This window comes from Aeromonas sp. LsrichE-8G (assembly GCF_022869435.1).
Lineage (GTDB): Bacteria > Pseudomonadota > Gammaproteobacteria > Enterobacterales > Aeromonadaceae > Aeromonas > Aeromonas caviae.
This window is the reverse complement of record NZ_JALIHH010000002.1, coordinates 61,138-82,037: the sequence shown is the minus strand read 5'-3', so window position 1 is coordinate 82,037 and position 20,900 is coordinate 61,138. Positions and strand designations below refer to the sequence as shown.

Sequence of the window (20,900 nt, the reverse complement as noted above, 5' to 3'; positions counted from 1 at the left end):
TAGCAAGCTACTTTCCCGCTGCCGCTCGACTTGCATGTGTTAGGCCTGCCGCCAGCGTTCAATCTGAGCCATGATCAAACTCTTCAATTTAAGTTTGGTTGCCTGTTAAGGCGGCTCAATGAATTGCTGAATTAACTGCTGCAACTTAAAAGTTGCTTTGGTCACTTCATCAGACATTGATATCAAAAATTGTTTTTGATGCTCGATGCTGTGAGTGCCCACACAGATTGCTTGATTCAAATTGTTAAAGAGCGTCACGCTTATCGCGTTGAGGAGGCGCATCTTACGCCCCTCACTTCGAAAGTCAAGCGGTTGTTTTCGCTTTTCTTTCGGCGCCCACTTCCTAAGGAAGCTGGCTCATCAGGTTGGCGTGGTACGCCGTGCTGGTAGGGGCGCATTATAGGGAGCCGCGCCGTGATGACAAGAGCTTTTTGTAAAAATGCGCTCGTTTGCTGAAAAAGCAGGCTAAACCCCATGAAATGAGAGTTTACCCCAGTTTCATGCCGCTTTTTTGTTCATACCGTCAGTCTGGGCCTGAATGTAGTTGACCCAGCTGGTCGCCCTGTCTTGCCAGTTGTTCTGCTGTTGCAGCTCGCGAGCCAACACCAGCGCCTGAGCATATTGTTCTTTATTGAGGTGTGCCTGCACCAGCAGGGCCTTGGCTCTGTTGCCCTGCTCTCCCTTCACCGACTTGATGGCCACGAGCTGGGTCATGGCGGCATCCGTCTTGCCCTGTTGCAGCAGCAGTTCGGCGGCACGCATGGCGGCCTTGGGGTGAGCATGTTCCCGGGCAAGCAGCTGCCAGCTGTCCACAGCCTTTGGCCACTCACGTGCCCCTTCCCACAACTGGGCCAGCAATTGGCGATTCTCGGCGTTCTGCTTCATCTGCCCCTTGGCCATGGCAGACTCCAGCAGACGCGCACCGCGATAAGGCAGTCCCTGCCAGGCATACAGGCGGATCAGCTGGTTGCGGGCGGCGGCATCATCCATCAGTTGACGGTCGATGGCGGTTTGCAGCAGTGCAAGCGCTCGATCACCACGCTTGGCGGAGAGATTGAGCGACACAGCCTGCTGCCACCACTTGCTCTCTTTTGGCTCGCGGCGGATCAACTCTTCGGCCTGATCCGCAGCCACGCCGTAACGCTGCAATGCAGTGAGGGAGGAGAGGCGGATGATGGCTGCCTGCTTCTGCCAGCTTTTCTTCAACAGTTGTTCACTCTGGCTGGCTGCCTCGCCGTACTGCTTGTTGTGGTAATAGAGGCCAGCCAAGCGCAGACGCAAGGCATCGTCAGCCTTGATGGCCAATGCGGCCTTGTAGCTGGCGATGGCGCCGGACCAGTTGGATTGCTGGGCCTGGATATCCCCTCGCAGACGCAACAACTGAAGTCGTTGCTGCTCTGGCCACTCTTTATAGGCAAGAGCCTGCTCCACGTAGCGACTCGCCTGTGCGGTCTGCTGCAGGTTGGCGGCCAGAGACGCCTGTAACTGCGCCAGCCAGGCGTGCTCAGCCTCGGAACCGGGTTTGAGCACAGCCGCCTTGCTCTGGGCCTGTTGCCACTGGCCGGATTGATAGAGCTTCATCACGGGCTCCAGCTGGCGGGAGAAATGAGGGCTCACCTCCATCGCCAGACAGGCTTGGCTGACCAGGGCCAGCAGACAGATCCAGATCCGCAACATGGTTATGACTCCAATTTGAATTTGAGCGTGATGACTTGCACCAGCTTGTCGGTGGCGCCCGGCCTCGGCTGATAGCGCCACTTGTTGATCGCCTGAATGGCCGCTCGCTCGAACTGGCGCTTCGGCTTCGCCTCGACCACCTCCACATCCTGTACCCGGCCGTCGGCATCGACGCTGAAACGCAAGGTCACGGACCCCTCGATGCCGGCCTGCTGGGCCCGGTAGGGATAAACGGGCTCAACCCGTTGCAGCGGCATCAGCATGTCGCCGGCACCGATCCCGGTACCCTGCTGCTGACCATGGAAATTGCCGCTCGCGACCGGAGTGGGACTGGTCGCCACGCCAGGGGCAGAGACCTGTACCGCACTCAGGGTCGAGACCAGATCCAGGCTCGGCTGTACCGAAGGCAGCGGGGCCGCCGCCGGCATGGGCATCGGTGTCGAAGCCAGCGCGGCAGGCGGCTCCGGCAAGGGTTCCGGCTCCTGGGGTACCGGCCGCTCACGCACCTGTACCTCGGTCACCTCGTTCTGCATGTTGATGACGATGGATTTCTGCTCTGTGGTCGCCTTCTCCCCTCCGGGCGGCTCCACCAGGGTGGCCATGAACAACAGGATGCCCAGACTGAGGGCGATCCCCAGTCCCAGGCTCATCAACTTGTGTTTCATTTCGGTGCCACCGCCACGGCGATGTTGGCGATGCCTGCCGCCTTGGCTTCATCCATCACCCGCACCACCTTGCCGTGGGGTACCCGCTCGTCGGCCTGGATAACCAGGCTTGCCTCGGGCTGCTCCGCCAACAGTCGGGCGAGGGTGGCCTGCACCCGCTCCACATCCACCTGTTTGCGGTCGAGGAAGATCTGCCCCTGAGCGCCGATCGCCAGCATGATGCTGGACGATTTCTGCGCCTTGGCCTGGCTGGCCTGGGGTCTGTGTACCTCAAGCCCGGCTTCGCGCACGAAGGAGGTGGTCACGATGAAGAAGATCAGCATGATGAAGACGATATCCAGCATGGGGGTCATGTCGATCTGCACTTCATCGCGCTGGCGTTTGGATTGCCGTCTCATTGCATTACCTTCTCTTCTCGCAGGCCGTCCCGGGTCTTGGCCAGCGCACGCTTGGCCTGACTCTCGAGCCGGCTAAGTAACAACACGCCGGAGAGGGCCACCACCATGCCTGCCATGGTGGGGATGGTGGCGCGTGAGATCCCGCCCGCCATGCTCTCCGGGTTAAAGCGGTTGGCCGCAGCCAGCGCATCGAATACGCCTATCATGCCGGTCACTGTACCCAGCAACCCCAGCATGGGGCAGAGCACCACCAGGGTGCGGATGAAGATCAGATGACGGTTGAGCGCCAGCTCCACTTCTGCCAGCCAGCGCCCGCGAATCGCGCGAGCGTGCCAGCTGTGACGCTCGCGACGCGCCTGCCAGCGGCCCAGCAGCTGGCGCTGCAACGGTGCAAACCCCAGGTTGAGGTAGAGCAGCCGTTCGATCATCAGAATCCACATCAGCACCAGCAAGGCCAGAATGACCCAGAGCACCGGGCCGCCACGGCCCATGAAGCTCTGCAACTGCTGCCAGATGTCGAGCATCATGCTACCCGCTCCACCCTGTCACCATTGCTTTCGGCCCGCTCGGCCAGGATCCCGGCCACCTGCTGTTCCAGCACGTTGGAAAGCTCGGTGAAACGGGACTGCAACAGGCTGTGGGCCAGGATCAGCGGAATGGCCGCTACCAGACCCTGCACCGTGGTGACCAGGGCCATGGAGATGCCGCCCGCCATGATCTTGGGATCGCCGGTACCGAACTGGGTGATGGCCTGGAAGGTGCCGATCATACCGGTCACTGTCCCGAGCAGACCCAGCATGGGGGCGATGGCCGCGATCACCTTGACCATGCCGATGCCGCGCTCCAGGCGAGGGGTCTCCTGCAGGATCGCCTCATCCAGACGCAGTTCGAGGGTCTCCATGCTCAGTTCTGGATGCTTGTCAGCCACCGTCAGCACCCGGCCGAGGGCGTTGTCGGCATGATATTCACCGCTCTTGAGCTGGCGACGAACCCGACCCAGTTCGCGAGAGAGGCTCCACAGCCGTACTCCAGCGATCCCCAGGCCGATGGCTGCCAGCAGCACGATGATGGCGCCGACCTGGCCGCCCTGCTGGACTTGCTGCCAGAAGGTGGGCGCCTGGGCCAGCATATCGAGCAGAACACCGTGGGAGGGATCCAACGGCAACGCTTCTCCCTCCTGACCCTGATAAGCGGCCACAGCGGAAAGCACGCTGCCTGGCAGGCCCAGCACCGGACTCAGGCCTTCGGCCCCCGGTTGCAAGAAACCAGCATCGCCCAGCAGGGCGAAGCTGCCGATCCGGGTCAACGTCTGCTCGCTGGCAACGCCCTGGGCATCAAGCACCTTGCCGTTGAACTGGGCAACCCGGCCCGATTCGCGGATCTCCTGCAGCAAGGTGGCTGGCAGCAGGGCAAGGGCGGCGCGATCCGGCACCTGTTTATCCTGTGCCATGGTTTTCAGCGGGGCGAGACGATCAGGATACTGGCCCTCGACGGCGGATTCGCTCAGCAACTTGACCGCATCGCTGGCGCCCTGACGGGTGACCGCAAAGATGTCGTTCATGTCGCCGGAGGCTTGCTCCCATTGGGTATTGAGCTCCACCAGCTGCTTTTCATTGGCCGCGAACTGGCTGGCCAGCGCCTTGCTCAGGCGCTGGGCCTCGGCCAGCTTGGCACGGGCACTGCTCAGATCCCTGGAGACAGACGCCAGATCCTGCTGAGCCTTCTGCTCACGGGCCTGTTCCTGCTGCTGCCAGGCTTCCTCGGCCACGGCGGCTGTGGTGCCCAGAGAGAGGGCGAGGGCAAGGGGTAACCACTTCATGGTGACGCTCATGACTGGGCCTCCTGACCACGGCTGACGGAAAGGGGGACATTCAACAACTGGGGAACTTTCTTGTCGGCAGCCATTTCCAACGCCTCGGCGATGGGGGAGAGCCACTGGCCGTCGAGGGCTTGCCACTGCTTGTGCTCGGCAGACCAGCGCCACGCCTGGGAGCGATCGGCGGTCATCGCCAGCAGGGAGATCCGACCCAGAGCCAGCACGTCGACCCGGCGCGGTGCGCCATCCAGCACCAGCTCGGCGGAATAATGGTCCAGCCTGCTGCCGTATTCGGCTTCAATCTGATAGGCCTGCAATAGCTGGCGGAACTTCTCCGCCTCGCTCACATCGGCTCTAGCCAGCGTCGCTTTCAAGGCAGCAACCCGCGCCAGACGATCCTCTCTGCGTAGCGGGATGTCATCCTGTACCAGCTGTTCCAGATCGGCTTGCATCTGCAGCATCAGGGGGACAAGCCCCTGTCTGGTCTCCTGTACCGCCTCCAACTGCTGGTTCAGCTTGCCCAGCTCGTTTTGCTGATCGGCCACCAGAGACTGCATGTAGCGGTTGTAGGCTTCCAGATCCCGCAGTTGCAGTTGGGCATTTTGCAGCTCAATCCTGGCGGCGACGGCTCCATCGGCGGCTTTCTCCACACGCAGCTGGGAGGCTTTCCCGTCGGCGATACTGTTCTTCAATGCTGGCGCAACCACCTCTTCGGCGGACACGACGCAATGAACGGCCATGGGTAACAAGGCCAGACCCCAAAACTTGTTCATGATATAAATCTTAACAATGATAACTATTCTCATTGTCTCAAAGAGTAGGGTCACTGGCAATCAGATGATTTTCTTGGCCTCTGGCCGAAAAAACAGGATACTTTTTAGACAAGTACGGGAATAACTGGCGTTGGTAGTCGCAACACCATTTTAAATAACTAAAAAATGTCTTTTCGATCAGCAAGATAAGTGATCGAAAAAGGAGACTTACATGTTTAACGATGCGATCTGGGAACACATAGATCGGTTCACCAAGGCGAAGAAGACCAGCGAGATCCAGCAACAACTGGAGCGCTTCAGTCATCAGATGGGGTTTGATTACTTCCGTTTGCTGATTATTTTCCCCATCAGTATGCAGAAATCCCATGTGGCCTTGTTCAACAACTGCCCCACCAGCTGGTTTGATGCCTATTCGGAACGGCACTACCTGACCCAGGATCCGGTCGTCTTCCTGGGACTGAAGCAGACCCAGCCCATCTTCTGGAACAAGCTCGATTGTGATGCCCCCTGGTTGCCCAGCGCCAGCAGGGAAGTAATGAACCTCGCCGCCGACTTCGGGGTGAGGAACGGCGTCTCCTTCCCGCTGCACACGCCGCAGGGGGAACACGGCATCCTCTCTTTCATCAGCAAGGAGAAGTCCAATTCCGATCTGATGTTTGAAAACGTTCCCCTGCTGTCATTCTGTGCCAGCTACATCTTCAACTCGGCCCTGACCCTCATCAAGGCCAGGCCAGACCTGATGAAATACCTGGCCGAGCTGTCGGATCGGGAGAAGGAGTGCCTTTTCTGGGCCAGCGAGGGCAAGACCTCCTGGGAGATCGCCACCATCCTCGGCATCAGCGAGCGAACCGTGAACTTCCACCTCAATCAGGTCACCAACAAGACGGACTCGCGCAACCGCAACCAGGCGATTGCCAAGAGCATCTCCAGCGGCATCATTGTGCCTTCCCTGGACGACGTGACCATCACCAACCTGCGGCTGTCGTAGCCTGTTTTGCCAAAACCAAAAGAGCCGCAATGCGGCTCTTTTTTCATTTCCGGCGACGGCTTATTCCACAGTCACGGATTTAGCCAGGTTGCGCGGCTGATCCACGTCGGTGCCCTTGATGAGGGCGACGTGGTAGGAGAGCAGCTGCAACGGCACGGTATAGACGATCGGCGCGATCATCTCTTCCACGTGGTTCAGGCTCATCACCCGCATGGTCTCGTCGCTCTTGAAACCGGCGTCCGCATCGGCGAACACATAGAGGATACCGCCACGGGCACGCACCTCTTCCACGTTGGACTTGAGCTTCTCCAGCAGATCGTTGTTCGGCGCCACGACGATGATGGGCATCTCGGCATCGATCAGCGCCAGCGGGCCATGCTTCAACTCACCGGCGGCATAGGCCTCGGCGTGGATGTAGGAGATCTCCTTGAGTTTGAGCGCCCCTTCCATGGCGATGGGGTACTGGCTGCCACGACCGAGGAACAGGCTATGGTGCTTGTCGGCAAACTCTTCGGCCAGAGTCTCGATCTGCTTGGCCAGGGCCAGGCTCTCCTTGATGCGCACAGGCAGGGCTTGCAGCGCCCTGACCAGTTCGGCCTCGGCGGCGGCGCTCAGGTTGCCACGGCAGTGACCGACGGAGGCCACCAGCATCAGCAGGCCAGCCAGCTGGGTGGTGAACGCCTTGGTGGACGCCACCCCGATTTCTGCCCCCGCACGTGTCATGAAGGCCAGGTCGGATTCGCGCACCAGGGAGGAGCCCGGTACGTTGCAGATGGCCAGGGAGCTCATGTAACCGGACTCCTTGGCCAACCGCAGGGCGGCCAGGGTATCGGCAGTCTCGCCGCTCTGGGAGAGGGTCACCAGCAGGCTGTTGGGGCGCACCACCGACTTGCGGTAGCGGAACTCGGAGGCGATCTCCACGTCGCAGGAGACGCCGGCGATCTCTTCGAACCAGTAGCGCGCCACCATGCCGGAGTTGTAGGAGGTACCGCAGGCGACGATCTGGACGTGCTCGACCTTGTCGAAAATGGCGCGGGCGCCGTTGCCGAAGGACTCGACCACCACGTGATCGCTGCCCAGGCGGCCTTCCAGGGTGTTGGTGATGGCCTTGGGCTGCTCGTAGATCTCCTTGAGCATGTAGTGTCTGTATTCGCCCTTGTCACCGGCATCGTGGGAGAGCTCGGACTCCAGCTCTTCGCGCACCACGGCCTCGCCGTCGGTATCGAAGATGTGCACGTCGCGGCGGGTCACTTCGGCCACATCGCCCTCTTCCAGGAAGATGAAGCGGCGGGTCACCGGCAGCAGGGCCATCTGGTCGGAGGCGATGAAGTTCTCGCCGATGCCGCGGCCGATCACCAGGGGGGAGCCGGAGCGGGCCACCACCACGCGGCTGTCGTCACGGCTGTCCATGACCACGGTGCCGTAGGCGCCGCGCAGCTGCTTCACCGCTACCTGCATGGCCACCAGCAGGCTGGGGGCGGATTTCAGCTCGTGGTGCACCAGGTGGGCAATCACCTCGGTGTCGGTGTCGGAGCTGAACACATAGCCCAGCGCCTTGAGCTCTTCGCGCAGCTCTTCGTGGTTCTCGATGATGCCGTTGTGCACCACCACGATATGCTCGGAGACATGGGGGTGAGCATTGCGCTCGGACGGCTCGCCATGGGTAGCCCAGCGGGTGTGGGCAATGCCGGTACCACCGTGGACGGACTGCTCCTCCAGTGCCTTGGCCAGCTCGGCTACCTTGCCGAGGCGACGCACCCGCTGCAGCGGCTGGTTGGCGCTGAACACGGCAACACCGGCCGAATCGTAGCCACGGTATTCCAGACGGCGCAGGCCCTCTACCAGGATTTCAGCCACATCACGTTGGGCGACGGCCCCGACGATGCCACACATAGACTTCTCCTTGAAACGTAAGACGTTAATTCGGTTGGATAATGGTTTGTTCAGGTCACACGGCCACGGGGGCGCAAATCAGCGTGATCCCCCTGGCCTGAATCTGTTCTCTGGCCGCATTGCTCAGCCCCTCGTCGGTCACCAGGGTATGGATGCCGGACCAGGGCAGCTCGAGATTGGGGATCTTGCGGCCGATCTTCTCCGACTCCACCATGACGATGACCTCCCGCGACACCTCGGCCATGACCCGGGAGAGGCCCACCAGCTCGTTGAAGGTGGTGGTGCCCCGCTCCGGGTCGATGCCATCGGCACCGATGAAGAGCTGGTCGAAGTCATAGGAGCGCAGCACCTGCTCCGCCACCTGCCCCTGGAAAGATTCGGAATGGGGATCCCAGGTCCCGCCTGTCATCAGCAGGGTGGGCTCGTTTTCCAGCTCGCGCAGGGCACCGGCCACATTGAGGGAGTTGGTCATGACAATGAGGCCGCGCTTGTTGCCCAGCATGGGGATCATGGCGCTGGTGGTGCTGCCGCTGTCGATGATGACGCGGTTGTGATCGCGGATCCGCTCGGCGGCGGCGCGGGCAATGGCCAGCTTTCGATTCGAAACTTGTTCCGGGTTGCTGTCCACCACCATCTCACTGGGGAGGGGAACGGCACCGCCGTAGCGACGCAGCAACAGGCCACCGGTCTCCAGCACCGCCAGATCTTTGCGGATGGTCACTTCGGAAGTGGCGAAGTGCTTGGCCAGGGCATCGACACTGACTTCCCCCTGCTCCTGCACCAGACTCACTATGGTGTGACGGCGCTGCTGTGTGTTGCGTTTGGTCATTTATAAGTTTCGATTCGAAAGAATGGCGAAATATTAATGCCTTTTCGGGAAAAATCAAACGGCAAATAGGATCCGATTTGGTTCGATGCCAGAATGAGGAGCCGATTTGCGACGAGGACGCCATGCAAAAACGACTCATCTGGCTGGTGGAAGATGAAGCCAGCATTGCCGATACCCTGATCTATGCCCTGCAGACCGATGGTTTCGAGGTGGAGTGGTTTCCCCTCGGTCAGCCGTTGCTGGCGCGACTGGGACAGACGCGACCGGATTTTTTGATCCTGGATGTGGGGCTGCCGGACATCAGCGGTTTCGAACTGTGCAAGCGGGTGCGGGCACTGACCGATATTCCCCTGATGTTTCTCACCGCCCGCAGCGAGGAGATAGACAGGCTGATCGGGCTGGAGATCGGGGCCGACGACTATGTGGCCAAACCCTTCTCTCCGCGGGAGGTGTGCGCCCGGGTGCGGGTCATCCTGCGCCGCAGCCAGCCAACCGCCCCCCGGCAGGAGCACTTCCTGGTGCTGGACGAGGAGCGGGCCCGTATCTGCTTCCTGGGGCAGCCGCTGGCCCTCACCCGCTACGAATACCTGTTGCTCAAGACGCTCATGCAGTCCCCCGGCCGGGTCTACTCCCGCCAGCAGCTGATGGATCTGGTGTGGCAGGATGCGGAAGAGAGTCTGGATCGCACCGTCGACACCCACATCAAGACCCTGAGAGCCAAGCTGCGGGAGCGGGACCCTGACGCCAACCTGATCCTGACCCACCGCGGGCTGGGCTACAGTCTGGAGCTGGCATGAACTCAGGGTGGCCGGGCATCGGCAGGGGGATGAGATGAGAATCGGATTGCAACTGCTGTGCGGCCTGGTGCTGATCTTCGCCCTGGCCGCCTGGTTCGTGCTGGAGATCTTCGTCGAGGAGATCAAGCCCGGGGTACGCAGCGCCACCGAAGATACCCTGGTGGACATGGCGCAGATGCTGGCCCCCCTGGCCCTGGACGACATGCAGGAAGGAAAGATGGCGAATGGCCGGCTGGCCAGCGCCTTCGCCCGCCTGAACCAGAGTCCCATCAATGCCCTCATCGATGGCCACCTCAAGCAGCAGGCGGAGTACCGCATCTATGTGACCGACGCAAAAGGCAGGGTGGTCTACGACTCGGACGGGGTGGATCTAGGCAAGGACTACTCGCGCTGGAACGACGTCTACCTGACCCTGCGCGGCGAATATGGCGCCCGCAGCACCCGCAGCGACCCCGACGATCCCGCCAGCTCGGTGATGCACGTGGCCGCCCCGCTGCGGGAAGGGGATGACATCCTCGGCTCCCTCACCGTCGCCAAGCCCAACAGCACCCTGCAGCCCATGATAGAGCGCAGCGAAGACCAGTTGCTGAAAGGGGCGGCCCTGCTGCTGTTCATCTCGCTGCTCATCGGCGCCTTGCTGGTGTGGTGGCTCAACCGCGCCATCGGCAAGCTGGTGCACTATGCAGATGCAATCAGCCAGGGTCAGCCCGCCAGCCTGCCGCGCCTCTACAGCCCCGAACTGGACAGGCTAGGCCACTCCCTGGAAACCATGCGCCGCCAACTGGACGGCAAGGCCTATATCGAGGCCTATGTCCACAGCCTGACCCACGAGCTCAAAAGCCCGCTGGCGGCCATTCGCGGGGCGGGGGAGATTCTGGCCGAGGCGCCGCCGCCGGACATCGCAAAGCGCTTTATCGGCAACATCAATCTGGAGACGGCCCGCATGCAGCAGCTGATCGAGCGCATGCTGCAACTCGCCCGCCTCGAATCAGGGCAGGGGCTGGACAGACAATCCGTCGAGCCGGCCCGGCTGGGCAGACGGGTGCTCGACGCCCGTCAGATCCAGGCCCAGCGCCGCCAGATCTCCCTGCACGCCGAGCTGGGGGAAGGTCAGAAGCAGAAGTGGGATCCCCTGCTGGTGGAGCAGGCCCTTGGCAACCTGCTGGACAACGCCCTCGATTTCGCCCCCGTCGGCAGTACCCTGGTGCTGAGCGGCGCCATGGAAGAGGGGGGTTATTGCTTCCGGGTGCGGGATCAGGGGCCAGGCATTCCCGACTTTGCGCTGCCCAGGATTTTCGAGCGTTTCTACTCCCTGCCAAGGCCAGACAAGGGAAAAAGCAGCGGCCTCGGGCTCAGTTTTGCCATGGAGGTGGCACGCCAGCATGGCGGCCATCTTGCTCTTGCCAATCAGCCGGACGGGGGGGTGCTGGCCACACTCTGGCTGCCCGGCAACTGAGGACACTTCACACCAAGCACACAGAGCCGGGCTAAGCTGCACCTCCTCGATGACGACCTTCCCCGTCGATGCGCATTCATATAATCAAGGAGATAGATATGCCCCGTATGCTGTTGTCCGGTCTGCTTGCTGCTGGCCTCTTCTGTGCACTGCCTGCCAGCGCCGCTTCTGGCTGCATGCTGTTTGCCGACGGCACCGGCAAACCCGTCAGCACCCAGGGGGACTGTGCCGCCCAGTTGACCCCGGCCTCCACCTTCAAGATCCCGCTGGCACTGATGGGCTATGACAGCGGCTTCCTGGTGGATGAACAACTGCCTGCCCTGCCGTTCAAGGCCGGTGATCCTGATTTCCTGCCGGAGTGGAAACAGACCACCACCCCGAGCAGCTGGATGCAATTCTCGGTCATCTGGTACTCGCAGCGCCTCACCGAGTGGCTGGGAGAGGCTCGCTTCCAGCACTACGTGGACAGCTTCGACTACGGCAACCGGGATCTCGAAGGCAACCCGGGCAAGCACGACGGTCTGACCCAGGCCTGGCTCAGCGCCAGCCTCGCCATCAGCCCCCAGGAGCAAGCACGCTTCCTTGGCAAGATGGTGAGCGGCAAGCTGCCGGTCTCCGCCCAGACCCTGCGCCATACCGCCAACCTGATGCGTCAGCCCGACATCGACGGTTGGCAGATCCACGGCAAGACCGGCATGGGTTACCCCAAGCTGCTGGATGGCAGCCTGGACAGGGAGCAGCAGATCGGCTGGTTCGTCGGCTGGGCCAGCAAACAGGGCAAGACGCTCATCTTCGTCCACACCGTCATCCAGAAGCCGGGCAAGCAGTTCGCTTCCCTCAGGGCCAGGGAGGAGGTGTTCGCCGCCCTGCCGGCCCGGTTGAAGACACTCTGATGCCAGCAACACCGGCGCCTGGCGCCGGTTTTTTTATTCCCCTTCACCACTACTTCACACTGCCCCATCCTCCCTTCACGCGACCCCGGCACACTCCCGTTCAACAACAAGGAGACGTGTCATGGTCAAACAGATTTTCACCCACAAGATCGCCCTGCTGCTGTTGCTCTGCCTGCTGATGATGATCCCGGTTCACGCCATCATGGAGCTGAATCGGGAGCGCCAGGCCTATCGCAGTCAGGCCATTCACAGCATCATGGCCAGCCACAGCGGGCCCCAGCGCCTGATGGGGCCCGTACTGGTACAGCCCTATACCCGGACCGTCACCGTCGAGCAGGATGGCAAACATTTCGAGCGCAAGGAGCAGGTCTATCGCTACCTGCTGCCCAAGAGGCTGGACGTGCGGGCCAGCATGGAGGTGACCCCGCGCAAGCTCGGCATCTATCAGGCCCAAATTTATCACAGTCGCCTCTCTCTCTCCGGCCTGATGCCCACCAGCCTGGCTGACAAGGGGCTGGTGGCCGGCAACCCGAACCTGAGCTTCGACCCGGCGGATCCCGCCCTGGTGCCGGGCAAGCCCTATCTCAGCCTGATCCTCTCCGATGCCCGGGGCATCAGCCGTGTACCCGAACTGCAATGGGGAGAGCAACGCATCCCGTTTGCCCCTGGCGCCCAGCTGGGAGACGGGCGAGTGGGGATCCATGCCCCGCTCGACGCCTTGCCAGACGAAGATGGCCGCTTTCACATCGAGCTGGATCTGCAGGGCATGAACGCGCTGGAAGTGGTGCCGCTCGGACAGGACAGCCGGTTTCACCTGAGCGGCAACTGGCCCCATCCCAATTTTCTCGGCGACTTTCTGCCCGGTGAACGCACTCTTGCGGATCAAGGGTTCGAGGCAAGCTGGCAGACCAGCTGGTTCGCCACCGACATGGAGAGTCGCTTCAACCGCATGATGAAGGGAACGGGCACCAAACTACCGTCATTCAGCGTCAGCCTGGTGCAACCGGTGGATCACTATCAGCTGAACGAGCGGGCCGCCAAATATGCCCTGCTGTTCATCGGCCTCACCTTCATCAGCTTCTTCATGTTCGAGCTGCTCAAGGGACTGCGGGTACACCCCATCCAGTACGCGCTGGTGGGCATGGGGCTGGCCATCTTCTATCTGGTGCTGCTGGCGCTGACCGAGCATCTCGGCTTTGCTTGGGCCTATCTCATTGCCGCCCTGGCCAGTGTGGCCCTCAACGGCTTTTACCTGAGCCATGTGCTGGGCGGCCTGAAACAGGGCATGGGATTCGCCGCCCTGCTGGGGCTGGTCTACGCCATCCTGTTCGGGCTGCTGCAGGCCGAGGAGACAGCCCTGTTGCTCGGCGCCCTGCTGCTGTTCGCCACCCTGGCGCTGGTCATGGGGCTGACTCGCAAGCTCGACTGGTATCAGGTGATGGAGAGCAGTCCCTCCGCCACCGCATGGGCGGCCCCCCAGCCATCGACCAGTAACACCAGCCATCAGCCATAAGCAAAAAAACCGGCGCCCTCGGGCGCCGGTTTGCATTTTATTGATCGGGCATCACTTCTTCTTGACCGGACGGGGCCAGTTCGGAATGTGGCGCTGGGGCACCCGGGTGATCACCAGCTCGTTTTCCGCCACATCCTTGGTGATGGTGGAGCCGGCCCCCAGAGTCGCCCCCTTGCCGATCCGCACCGGCGCCACCAGCTGGGTATCGGAGCCGACGAAAACGTCGTCCTCGATGATGGTCTGGAACTTGTTCACCCCATCGTAATTGCAGGTGATGGTACCGGCACCGATATTCACACCGGCTCCGATCTCGGCATCACCCAGATAGGTCAGATGACCGCACTTGGAGCCAACCCCCAGCCGGGCCTTCTTCATCTCGACGAAGTTGCCGACATGGGCATCCTGCTCCAGCACGGCGCCCGGGCGCAGACGGGTAAAGGGCCCGACCGAGCACTGGTCGGCAATTTGCGCACCTTCGATGACGGAGTAGGGTTTCACCTCGGTGTGGTCGCCGATCACGCAATCCTTCAATACGCTGCCGGCACCGATGCGCACGTGATTACCCAGCACCACCTTGCCTTCGATGATGACGTTCACGTCGATCACCACCTCCTCCCCGATTTCCAGGGTGCCGCGCAGATCGAAACGTGCCGGATCGATCAGGGTGGCGCCAGCGATCATCAGCTTCTCGGCCTGCATCTGCTGGTAGCTGCGCTCGAGCGCCGCCAGCTGCACCCGGTTGTTGGCCCCTTCCACTTCCATGGCGCTGTCCGGGTGGACGGCGGCGATGGCACAGCCATCCCCATGGGCCATGGCGATGACGTCGGTCAGATAGAACTCGCCCTGGGCATTCTTGTTGTCCAGGCGGGAGAGCCAGCTGCGCAGCTGACCACCGTTGGCCACCAGCACACCGGTGTTCACTTCGCGGATGGCTAGTTGCTCGGCGTTGGCATCCTTCTGCTCGACAATGCCGACCACCTGACCATGTTCCCGCACTATACGGCCATAGCCAGTCGGATTGTCCAGTACCACGGTCAGCAGCGCCATGCCATCGTCGGTCTTGGCGGCCAACAAGCGTTGCAGGGTCTCGGGCTGGATCAGCGGGGTATCGCCGTAGAGCACCAGCACGTCGTCTTCGTCATGCCAGAACGGAATGGCCTGGGCGACGGCATGGCCGGTCCCCAGCTGCTGGGCCTGCAGCACCCAGTTCAGGTCGGATGCCTGGATCCGCTCCTTCAGCAGTTCGGCGCCGTGGCCATAGACCAGGTGCAGCTGTTCGGCACCGATCTGGCGGGCGGTCTCGATAACATGGGAGACCATGGGCTTGCTGGCAACGGGGTGCAGCACCTTGGGCAGGGAGGAACGCATGCGGGTGCCTTTGCCCGCAGCCAGGATCACGACATTGAGAGACATAGCTAGCCTTTGAAACAGGTGGAAATGCTGGGCGGAGTCTATCCAACGGGCAAAAAAAAAGCGACCCGAAGGTCGCTTTTTGCATCACCGTGATTAACGGTAATTCTTTTTGACGATATCGATAACCCGCAACTGGGCCATCGCTTTGGCCAGCTCGGCAGACGCCTGAGCATAGTCGATATCACCATGGGAGCTGTTGATCCGCTCTTCGGCACGACGCTTGGCTTCCTGGGCTTTCGCCTCATCCAGATCGTCGGCGCGAATGGCGGTATCGGCCAGCACGGTCACGGCTTCGGGTTGTACTTCCAGCATGCCGCCGGAGATGTACAGCACCTCTTCGCTACCATTTTGCTTGATCAAGCGGACCAGGCCCGGCTTGATGGCAGTCAGCAACGGAGCATGACCGTGGCGGAGACCCAGCTCACCTTCGGAGCCTGATACCTGGGCAGATTGCACGCGACCGGAAAACAGTTTTCCTTCGGCGCTCACCACATCCAGGTGAAAGGAGATCATCTCAGCCATGGGCCCTCCTATCGAGGCTTACAGTTTCTTGGACTTCTCGACGACTTCGTCGATGCCGCCAACCATGTAGAACGCCTGCTCCGGCAGATCGTCATACTCGCCCTTCAGGATGCCCTGGAAGCCACGGATGGTTTCCTTCAGCGGCACGTATTTGCCCGGAGAACCGGTAAATACTTCGGCCACGAAGAACGGCTGGGACAGGAAACGCTCGATCTTACGGGCACGGGCTACGGTCAGTTTGTCTTCTTCTGACAGTTCATCCATACCCAGGATGGCGATGATGTCCTTCAGCTCCTTGTAGCGCTGCAGTACGGTCTGGACACCACGAGCGGTCTCGTAGTGCTCCTTGCCAACCACCAGCGGATCCAGCTGACGGGAGGTGGAGTCCAGCGGGTCAACGGCCGGGTAGATACCCAGTGCCGCGATCTGACGGGACAGTACGACGGTCGCATCCAGGTGGGCGAAGGTGGTCGCCGGAGACGGGTCGGTCAAGTCATCCGCAGGCACGTAAACGGCCTGTACGGAGGTGATGGAACCGGTCTTGGTGGAGGTGATGCGCTCTTGCAGAACACCCATCTCCTCAGCCAGGGTCGGCTGGTAACCTACTGCGGAGGGCATACGGCCCAGCAGTGCGGATACTTCGGTACCGGCCAGGGTGTAACGGTAGATGTTGTCCACGAAGAACAGCACGTCACGACCTTCGTCACGGAACTTCTCGGCCATGGTCAGGCCGGTCAGCGCCACGCGCAGACGGTTTCCGGGCGGCTCGTTCATCTGACCGTAAACCAGAGATACTTTGTCCAGTACGTTGGACTCCATCATCTCGTGGTAGAAGTCGTTACCCTCACGGGTACGCTCACCTACACCGGCGAACACGGAGTAACCGCTGTGCTCGATCGCGATGTTACGGATCAGCTCCATCATGTTGACGGTCTTGCCTACACCGGCGCCGCCGAACAGACCAACCTTACCACCCTTGGCGAACGGACATACCAGGTCGATAACCTTGATGCCGGTCTCCAGCAGCTCGGTGCTGTTGGACTGATCTTCGTAGCTGGGGGCTTCGCGGTGGATGGACCAACGCTCTTCTTCGCCGATCGGACCCTTCTCGTCGATGGGGTCGCCCAGTACGTTCATGATACGGCCCAGGGTCGAGGTACCGACCGGTACCTGGATGGCCTTGCCGCTGTTAACTACTTCCAACCCACGACGCAGACCGTCGGAGGAACCCATGGTGATGCAACGCACGACGCCGCCGCCGATCTGTTGCTGAACTTCCAGTACCAGACCCTGGCCTTGGCCTTCGCTGACAACCTTCAGTGCATCGTACACCTGGGGCACGGCATTCTGCGGGAACTCGATGTCCACCACAGCGCCGATGATTTGGACGATGAAACCGTTACTCATGTCAAATCCTCTAAACCTTTGATAACCCTTGCCTTACACCGCAGCAGCACCGGAAACGATCTCTGTGAGCTCCTGGGTAATACTGGCCTGACGGGCCTTGTTGTATACCAGTTGCAGATCGTTAATCAGGTTGCCGGCGTTGTCAGTCGCGGCTTGCATGGCAACCATTCGGGCTGCCTGTTCACTTGCCAAGTTTTCTACCACACCCTGGTAGACCTGGGATTCGACGTAGCGAATCAGCAGGGTATCCAGCAGTTGCTTGGGATCCGGCTCATAGAGGTAGTCCCAGTGGTGCTTCTTGGCGAGCTTGCTGTCTTCTGTTACGGGCAAAGGCAGCAGTTGATCGACTTTTGGTTGCTGAACCATGGTGTTGACGAACTTGTTGTACACCAGATACAGCCTGTCAATCTCACCGTTGTCGTAAGCCTTCAGCATGACCTTCACTGAACCGATCAGGTCATTGACGCTCGGGTTGTCACCCAGTCCGGAGACGTGGGCTTTCACCTTGGCGCCGTGCCGTTCAAAGAAGTTGGAGGCCTTGTTACCGATCAATGCCAGGTCAACCTTGGCACCTTTCGCGCTCCATTGCTTCATATCATTGAGGGCAGCCTTGAACAGGTTGATGTTCAGACCACCACACAGGCCACGGTCGGTGGAGACGACGATGTAACCCACTCGCTTCACCTCACGTTCGATGAGGTAGGGGTGCTTGTATTCCAAGTTCCCCTGAGCGATATGGCCGATCACCTTGCGCATGGTTTCAGCGTACGGACGGCTGGCAGACATGCGTTCCTGCGCACGGCGCATCTTGCTCGCTGCCACCATTTCCATAGCGCTGGTGATCTTCTGAGTGTTCTTCACACTCCCGATCTTGTTACGTATCTCTTTTGCGCCGGCCATCTCTTCTCTCCATCAGGTGGCAGCTTGCGCTGCCACACACGCTTACCAGGTCTGGGTTGCCTTGAAGTCATCCAGCAACGCAGTCAGCTTGCCAACGATCGCGTCGTTGTAGTCGGCCTTGGCATTGATTTCAGCCATCAGCTCGGCATGCTGGGTATTGGCGTAAGAGAGCAGAGCGGCTTCGAAGTCGACGATCTTGCTCAGTTCGACATCGGCGAGATAACCCTTCTCGGCGGCGAACAGCACCAGGGACTGCTGGGCCACGCTCATCGGAGAGTACTGCTTCTGCTTCATCAGCTCGGTGACTTTCTGACCGTGATCCAGCTGCTTGCGAGTAGCATCGTCCAGGTCGGAAGAGAACTGGGCAAATGCCGCCAGTTCACGGTACTGGGCCAGCGCGGTACGAATACCACCGGACAGCTTCTTGACGATCTTGGTCTGAGCAGCACCGCCCACACGGGATACGGAGATACCCGGGTCAACCGCCGGACGAATACCGGAGTTGAACAGCTGGGAGGTCAGGAAGATCTGGCCGTCGGTGATGGAGATCACGTTGGTCGGAACGAACGCGGAGACGTCACCGGCCTGGGTTTCGATGATCGGCAGGGCGGTCAGGGAACCGGTCTGGCCTTTCACGGCACCATTGGTGAACTTCTCTACGTACTCGGCGTTGACGCGAGCAGCACGCTCCAGCAGACGGGAGTGCAGATAGAAGACGTCACCCGGGTAAGCTTCACGTCCAGGCGGACGGCGCAGCAGCAGGGAGATCTGGCGATAGGCAACGGCCTGCTTGGACAGGTCATCATAGATGATCAGTGCGTCTTCGCCGCGGTCACGGAAGTACTCGCCCATGGAGCAACCGGCGTAGGGAGCCAGGTACTGCAGAGCAGCCGCTTCGGAGGCAGAAGCCACGACCACGATGGTGTTGGCCAGGGCGCCGTGCTCTTCCAGCTTGCGCACCACGTTGGCGATGGTGGAGGCCTTCTGGCCGATCGCAACGTAGACGCACTTAATGCCGGAATCTTTCTGGTTGATGATGGTGTCGATGGCGATGGCGGTCTTACCAACCTGGCGGTCACCGATGATCAGCTCACGCTGGCCACGACCGATAGGGATCATGGCATCGATGGCTTTCAGACCGGTCTGGACTGGCTGGTCAACAGACTTACGCTCGATAACGCCCGGGGCGATCACTTCGATCGGCGAGAAGCCGTCGTTGTCTACCGGACCTTTACCGTCGATCGGCTGACCCAGGGTGTTGACCACCCGGCCCAACAGACCACGACCGACCGGCACTTCCAGAATGCGGCCGGTACCCTTTACCTTCATCCCTTCGGCCAGATCGGCATAGGGACCCATTACTACGGCACCAACGGAGTCACGCTCCAGGTTCAATGCCAGAGCGAAGCGGTTGCCCGGCAGCTCGATCATCTCACCCTGCATGGCATCGGCCAGACCGTGGATACGAATGATACCGTCGCTTACAGAAACGATGGTACCTTCGTTACGCGCTTCGCTTTTGACATCAAACTGCGCAATGCGCTGCTTGATCAGCTCGGCGATTTCAGTGGAATTCAGTTGCATGCTCTAATACCCCAATCAAGATTGCAGCGCATCGGCCATGCGATCCAGCTTACCGCGGACCGTGCCGTCGATAACGAGATCACCGGCCTTGATGAGCACCCCGGCCATCAAGGACGCATCTGTGCTGCAATTCAGCTTCACTTTGCGCGCGAGACGTTGTTCCAGAGAAGCCTGAATATTGGCTTTCTGCTGGTCGGTCAGTTCGATCGCCGAAATCACGTCAGCCTGAACTTCTTTGTCCAGTTCAGCCTTGAGCGCGACGAATTCGGCAACGACCGCCGGCAGCACACCCAAGCGACCATTCTCGGCCATCACCCGGATCAGGTTCTGACCGTGCTCGTTGAGCTGCTCACCGCAGACACCGACAAACAGCTTTGCCAGTTCTTCGGCAGCAACGGAGCCGTTTACCAGGCTGTGCATAGTCTCGTTTTCTGCCACCTGAGCGGCGAAATCGAGCATCTCCAGCCATTGGTCAACCGCCTTGTGCTCAACGGCAAACTCGAAAGCAGCCTTGGCGTAGGGGCGAGCGATTGTAGTCAGTTCAGACATAGCCCCGTTCCCGTTACAGTTCTGCTACCAGTTTGTCGACGATGTCGCTGTTGGCAGCCTGGTCGATTTGGCGTGCCAGGATCTTCTCTGCACCCGCGATGGCAAGAGCAGCAACCTGCTTGCGCAGTTCTTCTTTGGCACGATGACGTTCAGCTTCGATCTCTGCACGGCCCTGAGCCAGGATTTTCTCCCGCTCAGCTTGGGCTCCGACAGCGGCCTCATCAATGATCTGGGCCTTGCGTTTGTTGGCCTGATCGATGATTTCAGCAGCCTGAAGCTTGGCTTCTTTCAGCTGATCGGTGGCGTTGGCCTTGGCCAGCTCCAGATCTTTCTTGGCACGCTCTGCAGAAGAGAGGCCGTCAGCGATTTCTTTCTGACGGGCTTCGATGGCAGCCATCAGCGGCGGCCATACGTACTTCATGCAAAACACTACGAAGATGAAAAAAGCAACTGCTTGGCCGAGGAGGGTGGCGTTGATATTCACAGCCGATGTCCTCTTTAGTTAGTTAATGGGTTCTGCGTGAGTCGTAATGACTTAGGCAACCGCAAACATCACATACAGACCCAGACCAACGGCGATCATCGGGATCGCATCCACCAGACCCATCACGATGAAGAACTGGGTACGCAGAACAGGGATCAGGTCAGGTTGACGAGCTGCACCTTCCAGGAACTTGCCACCCAGGATACCGATACCGATGGAGGCGCCGATAGCCGCCAGACCCATCATCATTGCAGCAGCGATGTACAGCAGGTCCATGTTCAAGTTTTCCATGAGGATCTCCATTTATTTAGATGTAATTGATTGTATAAAAAGGATTATTTGA

22 protein-coding genes and 1 rRNA gene are annotated in these 20,900 nt (G+C 60.4%); 5 read left to right on the top strand and 18 right to left on the bottom strand.

What is annotated here, in order from left to right; translation table 11 throughout:
• From MUW49_RS00655 to MUW49_RS00620, 8 genes are all read right to left on the bottom strand, one after another.
• A 16S ribosomal RNA gene (locus MUW49_RS00655) occupies positions 1-90 on the bottom strand; the annotation flags it as partial.
• 15 nt (positions 91-105) lie between these two features.
• Entirely contained in the window at positions 106-282 is a 177-nt protein-coding gene (locus tag MUW49_RS00650; RefSeq protein ID WP_198497328.1) for a hypothetical protein, read from the bottom strand.
• Positions 283-498: 216 nt separating this feature from the next.
• Positions 499-1,677 carry a hypothetical protein gene (locus MUW49_RS00645; protein WP_214005911.1) on the bottom strand — a complete coding sequence of 393 codons (1,179 nt, stop codon included), beginning with the start codon at positions 1,675-1,677 and terminating at the stop codon, positions 499-501.
• Positions 1,678-1,679: 2 nt separating this feature from the next.
• Positions 1,680-2,342 carry an energy transducer TonB gene (locus tag MUW49_RS00640; RefSeq protein WP_202044879.1) on the bottom strand — a complete coding sequence of 221 codons (663 nt, stop codon included), beginning with the start codon at positions 2,340-2,342 and terminating at the stop codon, positions 1,680-1,682.
• On the bottom strand, positions 2,339-2,740 hold the full coding sequence (locus MUW49_RS00635) for a biopolymer transporter ExbD (RefSeq protein ID WP_010672232.1): 402 nt from the start codon (positions 2,738-2,740) through the stop codon (positions 2,339-2,341). Before MUW49_RS00635 ends, MUW49_RS00640 begins: the two co-directional genes overlap by 4 nt.
• Complete coding sequence (locus MUW49_RS00630; RefSeq protein ID WP_041214167.1) at positions 2,737-3,267, bottom strand: MotA/TolQ/ExbB proton channel family protein; 531 nt, start codon at positions 3,265-3,267, stop codon at positions 2,737-2,739. Before MUW49_RS00630 ends, MUW49_RS00635 begins: the two co-directional genes overlap by 4 nt.
• Positions 3,264-4,571 carry a MotA/TolQ/ExbB proton channel family protein gene (locus MUW49_RS00625; RefSeq protein WP_244812312.1) on the bottom strand — a complete coding sequence of 436 codons (1,308 nt, stop codon included), beginning with the start codon at positions 4,569-4,571 and terminating at the stop codon, positions 3,264-3,266. The genes MUW49_RS00630 and MUW49_RS00625 overlap by 4 nt, the downstream gene beginning before the upstream one ends.
• Positions 4,568-5,329 carry a DUF3450 domain-containing protein gene (locus MUW49_RS00620; RefSeq protein WP_191967228.1) on the bottom strand — a complete coding sequence of 254 codons (762 nt, stop codon included), beginning with the start codon at positions 5,327-5,329 and terminating at the stop codon, positions 4,568-4,570. Before MUW49_RS00620 ends, MUW49_RS00625 begins: the two co-directional genes overlap by 4 nt.
• 211 nt (positions 5,330-5,540) lie before the next feature.
• On the opposite strand from MUW49_RS00620, the gene MUW49_RS00615 reads away from it, so the two are divergent.
• Entirely contained in the window at positions 5,541-6,317 is a 777-nt protein-coding gene (locus MUW49_RS00615) for a LuxR family transcriptional regulator (RefSeq protein ID WP_010672236.1), read from the top strand.
• A gap of 60 nt (positions 6,318-6,377) precedes the next feature.
• Here MUW49_RS00615 and glmS read toward each other — a convergent pair whose 3' ends face one another.
• The gene (gene glmS / locus MUW49_RS00610; protein WP_244812311.1) at positions 6,378-8,210 is read right to left on the bottom strand and encodes a glutamine--fructose-6-phosphate transaminase (isomerizing); all 1,833 of its coding nucleotides are present in this window, start codon (positions 8,208-8,210) and stop codon (positions 6,378-6,380) included.
• 55 nt (positions 8,211-8,265) lie between these two features.
• On the bottom strand, positions 8,266-9,039 hold the full coding sequence (locus MUW49_RS00605) for a DeoR family transcriptional regulator (protein ID WP_010672253.1): 774 nt from the start codon (positions 9,037-9,039) through the stop codon (positions 8,266-8,268).
• Between the two features lie 122 nt (positions 9,040-9,161).
• Here MUW49_RS00605 and blrA point away from each other — a divergent pair, with 122 nt between their 5' ends.
• From blrA to creD, 4 genes are all read left to right on the top strand, one after another.
• A complete protein-coding gene (blrA, locus tag MUW49_RS00600; protein WP_244812310.1) occupies positions 9,162-9,836 on the top strand; it encodes a beta-lactam response regulator transcription factor BlrA in 675 nt (224 codons plus the stop codon).
• Between the two features lie 34 nt (positions 9,837-9,870).
• The gene (blrB, locus tag MUW49_RS00595; RefSeq protein WP_045522705.1) at positions 9,871-11,292 is read left to right on the top strand and encodes a beta-lactam sensor histidine kinase BlrB; all 1,422 of its coding nucleotides are present in this window, start codon (positions 9,871-9,873) and stop codon (positions 11,290-11,292) included.
• A gap of 98 nt (positions 11,293-11,390) precedes the next feature.
• Positions 11,391-12,185: a class D beta-lactamase gene (gene blaOXA, locus MUW49_RS00590; RefSeq protein WP_244812309.1), complete on the top strand. Its 795-nt coding sequence runs from the start codon at positions 11,391-11,393 to the stop codon at positions 12,183-12,185.
• 121 nt (positions 12,186-12,306) lie between these two features.
• Positions 12,307-13,698 carry a cell envelope integrity protein CreD gene (gene creD, locus MUW49_RS00585; RefSeq protein WP_244812308.1) on the top strand — a complete coding sequence of 464 codons (1,392 nt, stop codon included), beginning with the start codon at positions 12,307-12,309 and terminating at the stop codon, positions 13,696-13,698.
• A 51-nt stretch (positions 13,699-13,749) separates the two neighbouring features.
• Here creD and glmU read toward each other — a convergent pair whose 3' ends face one another.
• The 8 genes from glmU to atpE form a co-directional block, all read right to left on the bottom strand.
• Positions 13,750-15,111 (bottom strand): bifunctional UDP-N-acetylglucosamine diphosphorylase/glucosamine-1-phosphate N-acetyltransferase GlmU, encoded by a 1,362-nt coding sequence (gene glmU, locus MUW49_RS00580; RefSeq protein WP_244812307.1) that lies wholly within the window; start codon positions 15,109-15,111, stop codon positions 13,750-13,752.
• Between the two features lie 93 nt (positions 15,112-15,204).
• Positions 15,205-15,633 carry a F0F1 ATP synthase subunit epsilon gene (locus MUW49_RS00575; protein ID WP_010672259.1) on the bottom strand — a complete coding sequence of 143 codons (429 nt, stop codon included), beginning with the start codon at positions 15,631-15,633 and terminating at the stop codon, positions 15,205-15,207.
• Positions 15,634-15,651: 18 nt separating this feature from the next.
• A complete protein-coding gene (gene atpD / locus MUW49_RS00570) occupies positions 15,652-17,040 on the bottom strand; it encodes a F0F1 ATP synthase subunit beta (RefSeq protein ID WP_010672260.1) in 1,389 nt (462 codons plus the stop codon).
• Positions 17,041-17,073: 33 nt separating this feature from the next.
• On the bottom strand, positions 17,074-17,940 hold the full coding sequence (gene atpG / locus MUW49_RS00565) for a F0F1 ATP synthase subunit gamma (protein WP_010672261.1): 867 nt from the start codon (positions 17,938-17,940) through the stop codon (positions 17,074-17,076).
• A gap of 42 nt (positions 17,941-17,982) precedes the next feature.
• Positions 17,983-19,524, bottom strand: a complete 1,542-nt coding sequence (gene atpA, locus MUW49_RS00560; protein WP_010672262.1) for a F0F1 ATP synthase subunit alpha — start codon at positions 19,522-19,524, stop codon at positions 17,983-17,985.
• Positions 19,525-19,539: 15 nt separating this feature from the next.
• On the bottom strand, positions 19,540-20,073 hold the full coding sequence (atpH, locus tag MUW49_RS00555) for a F0F1 ATP synthase subunit delta (RefSeq protein ID WP_010672263.1): 534 nt from the start codon (positions 20,071-20,073) through the stop codon (positions 19,540-19,542).
• Between the two features lie 13 nt (positions 20,074-20,086).
• Positions 20,087-20,557, bottom strand: coding sequence for a F0F1 ATP synthase subunit B (atpF, locus tag MUW49_RS00550; RefSeq protein WP_010672264.1), 471 nt, complete (start codon positions 20,555-20,557; stop codon positions 20,087-20,089).
• 51 nt (positions 20,558-20,608) lie between these two features.
• Positions 20,609-20,848: a F0F1 ATP synthase subunit C gene (atpE, locus tag MUW49_RS00545; protein WP_010672265.1), complete on the bottom strand. Its 240-nt coding sequence runs from the start codon at positions 20,846-20,848 to the stop codon at positions 20,609-20,611.
• Positions 20,849-20,900: the final 52 nt, after the last annotated feature.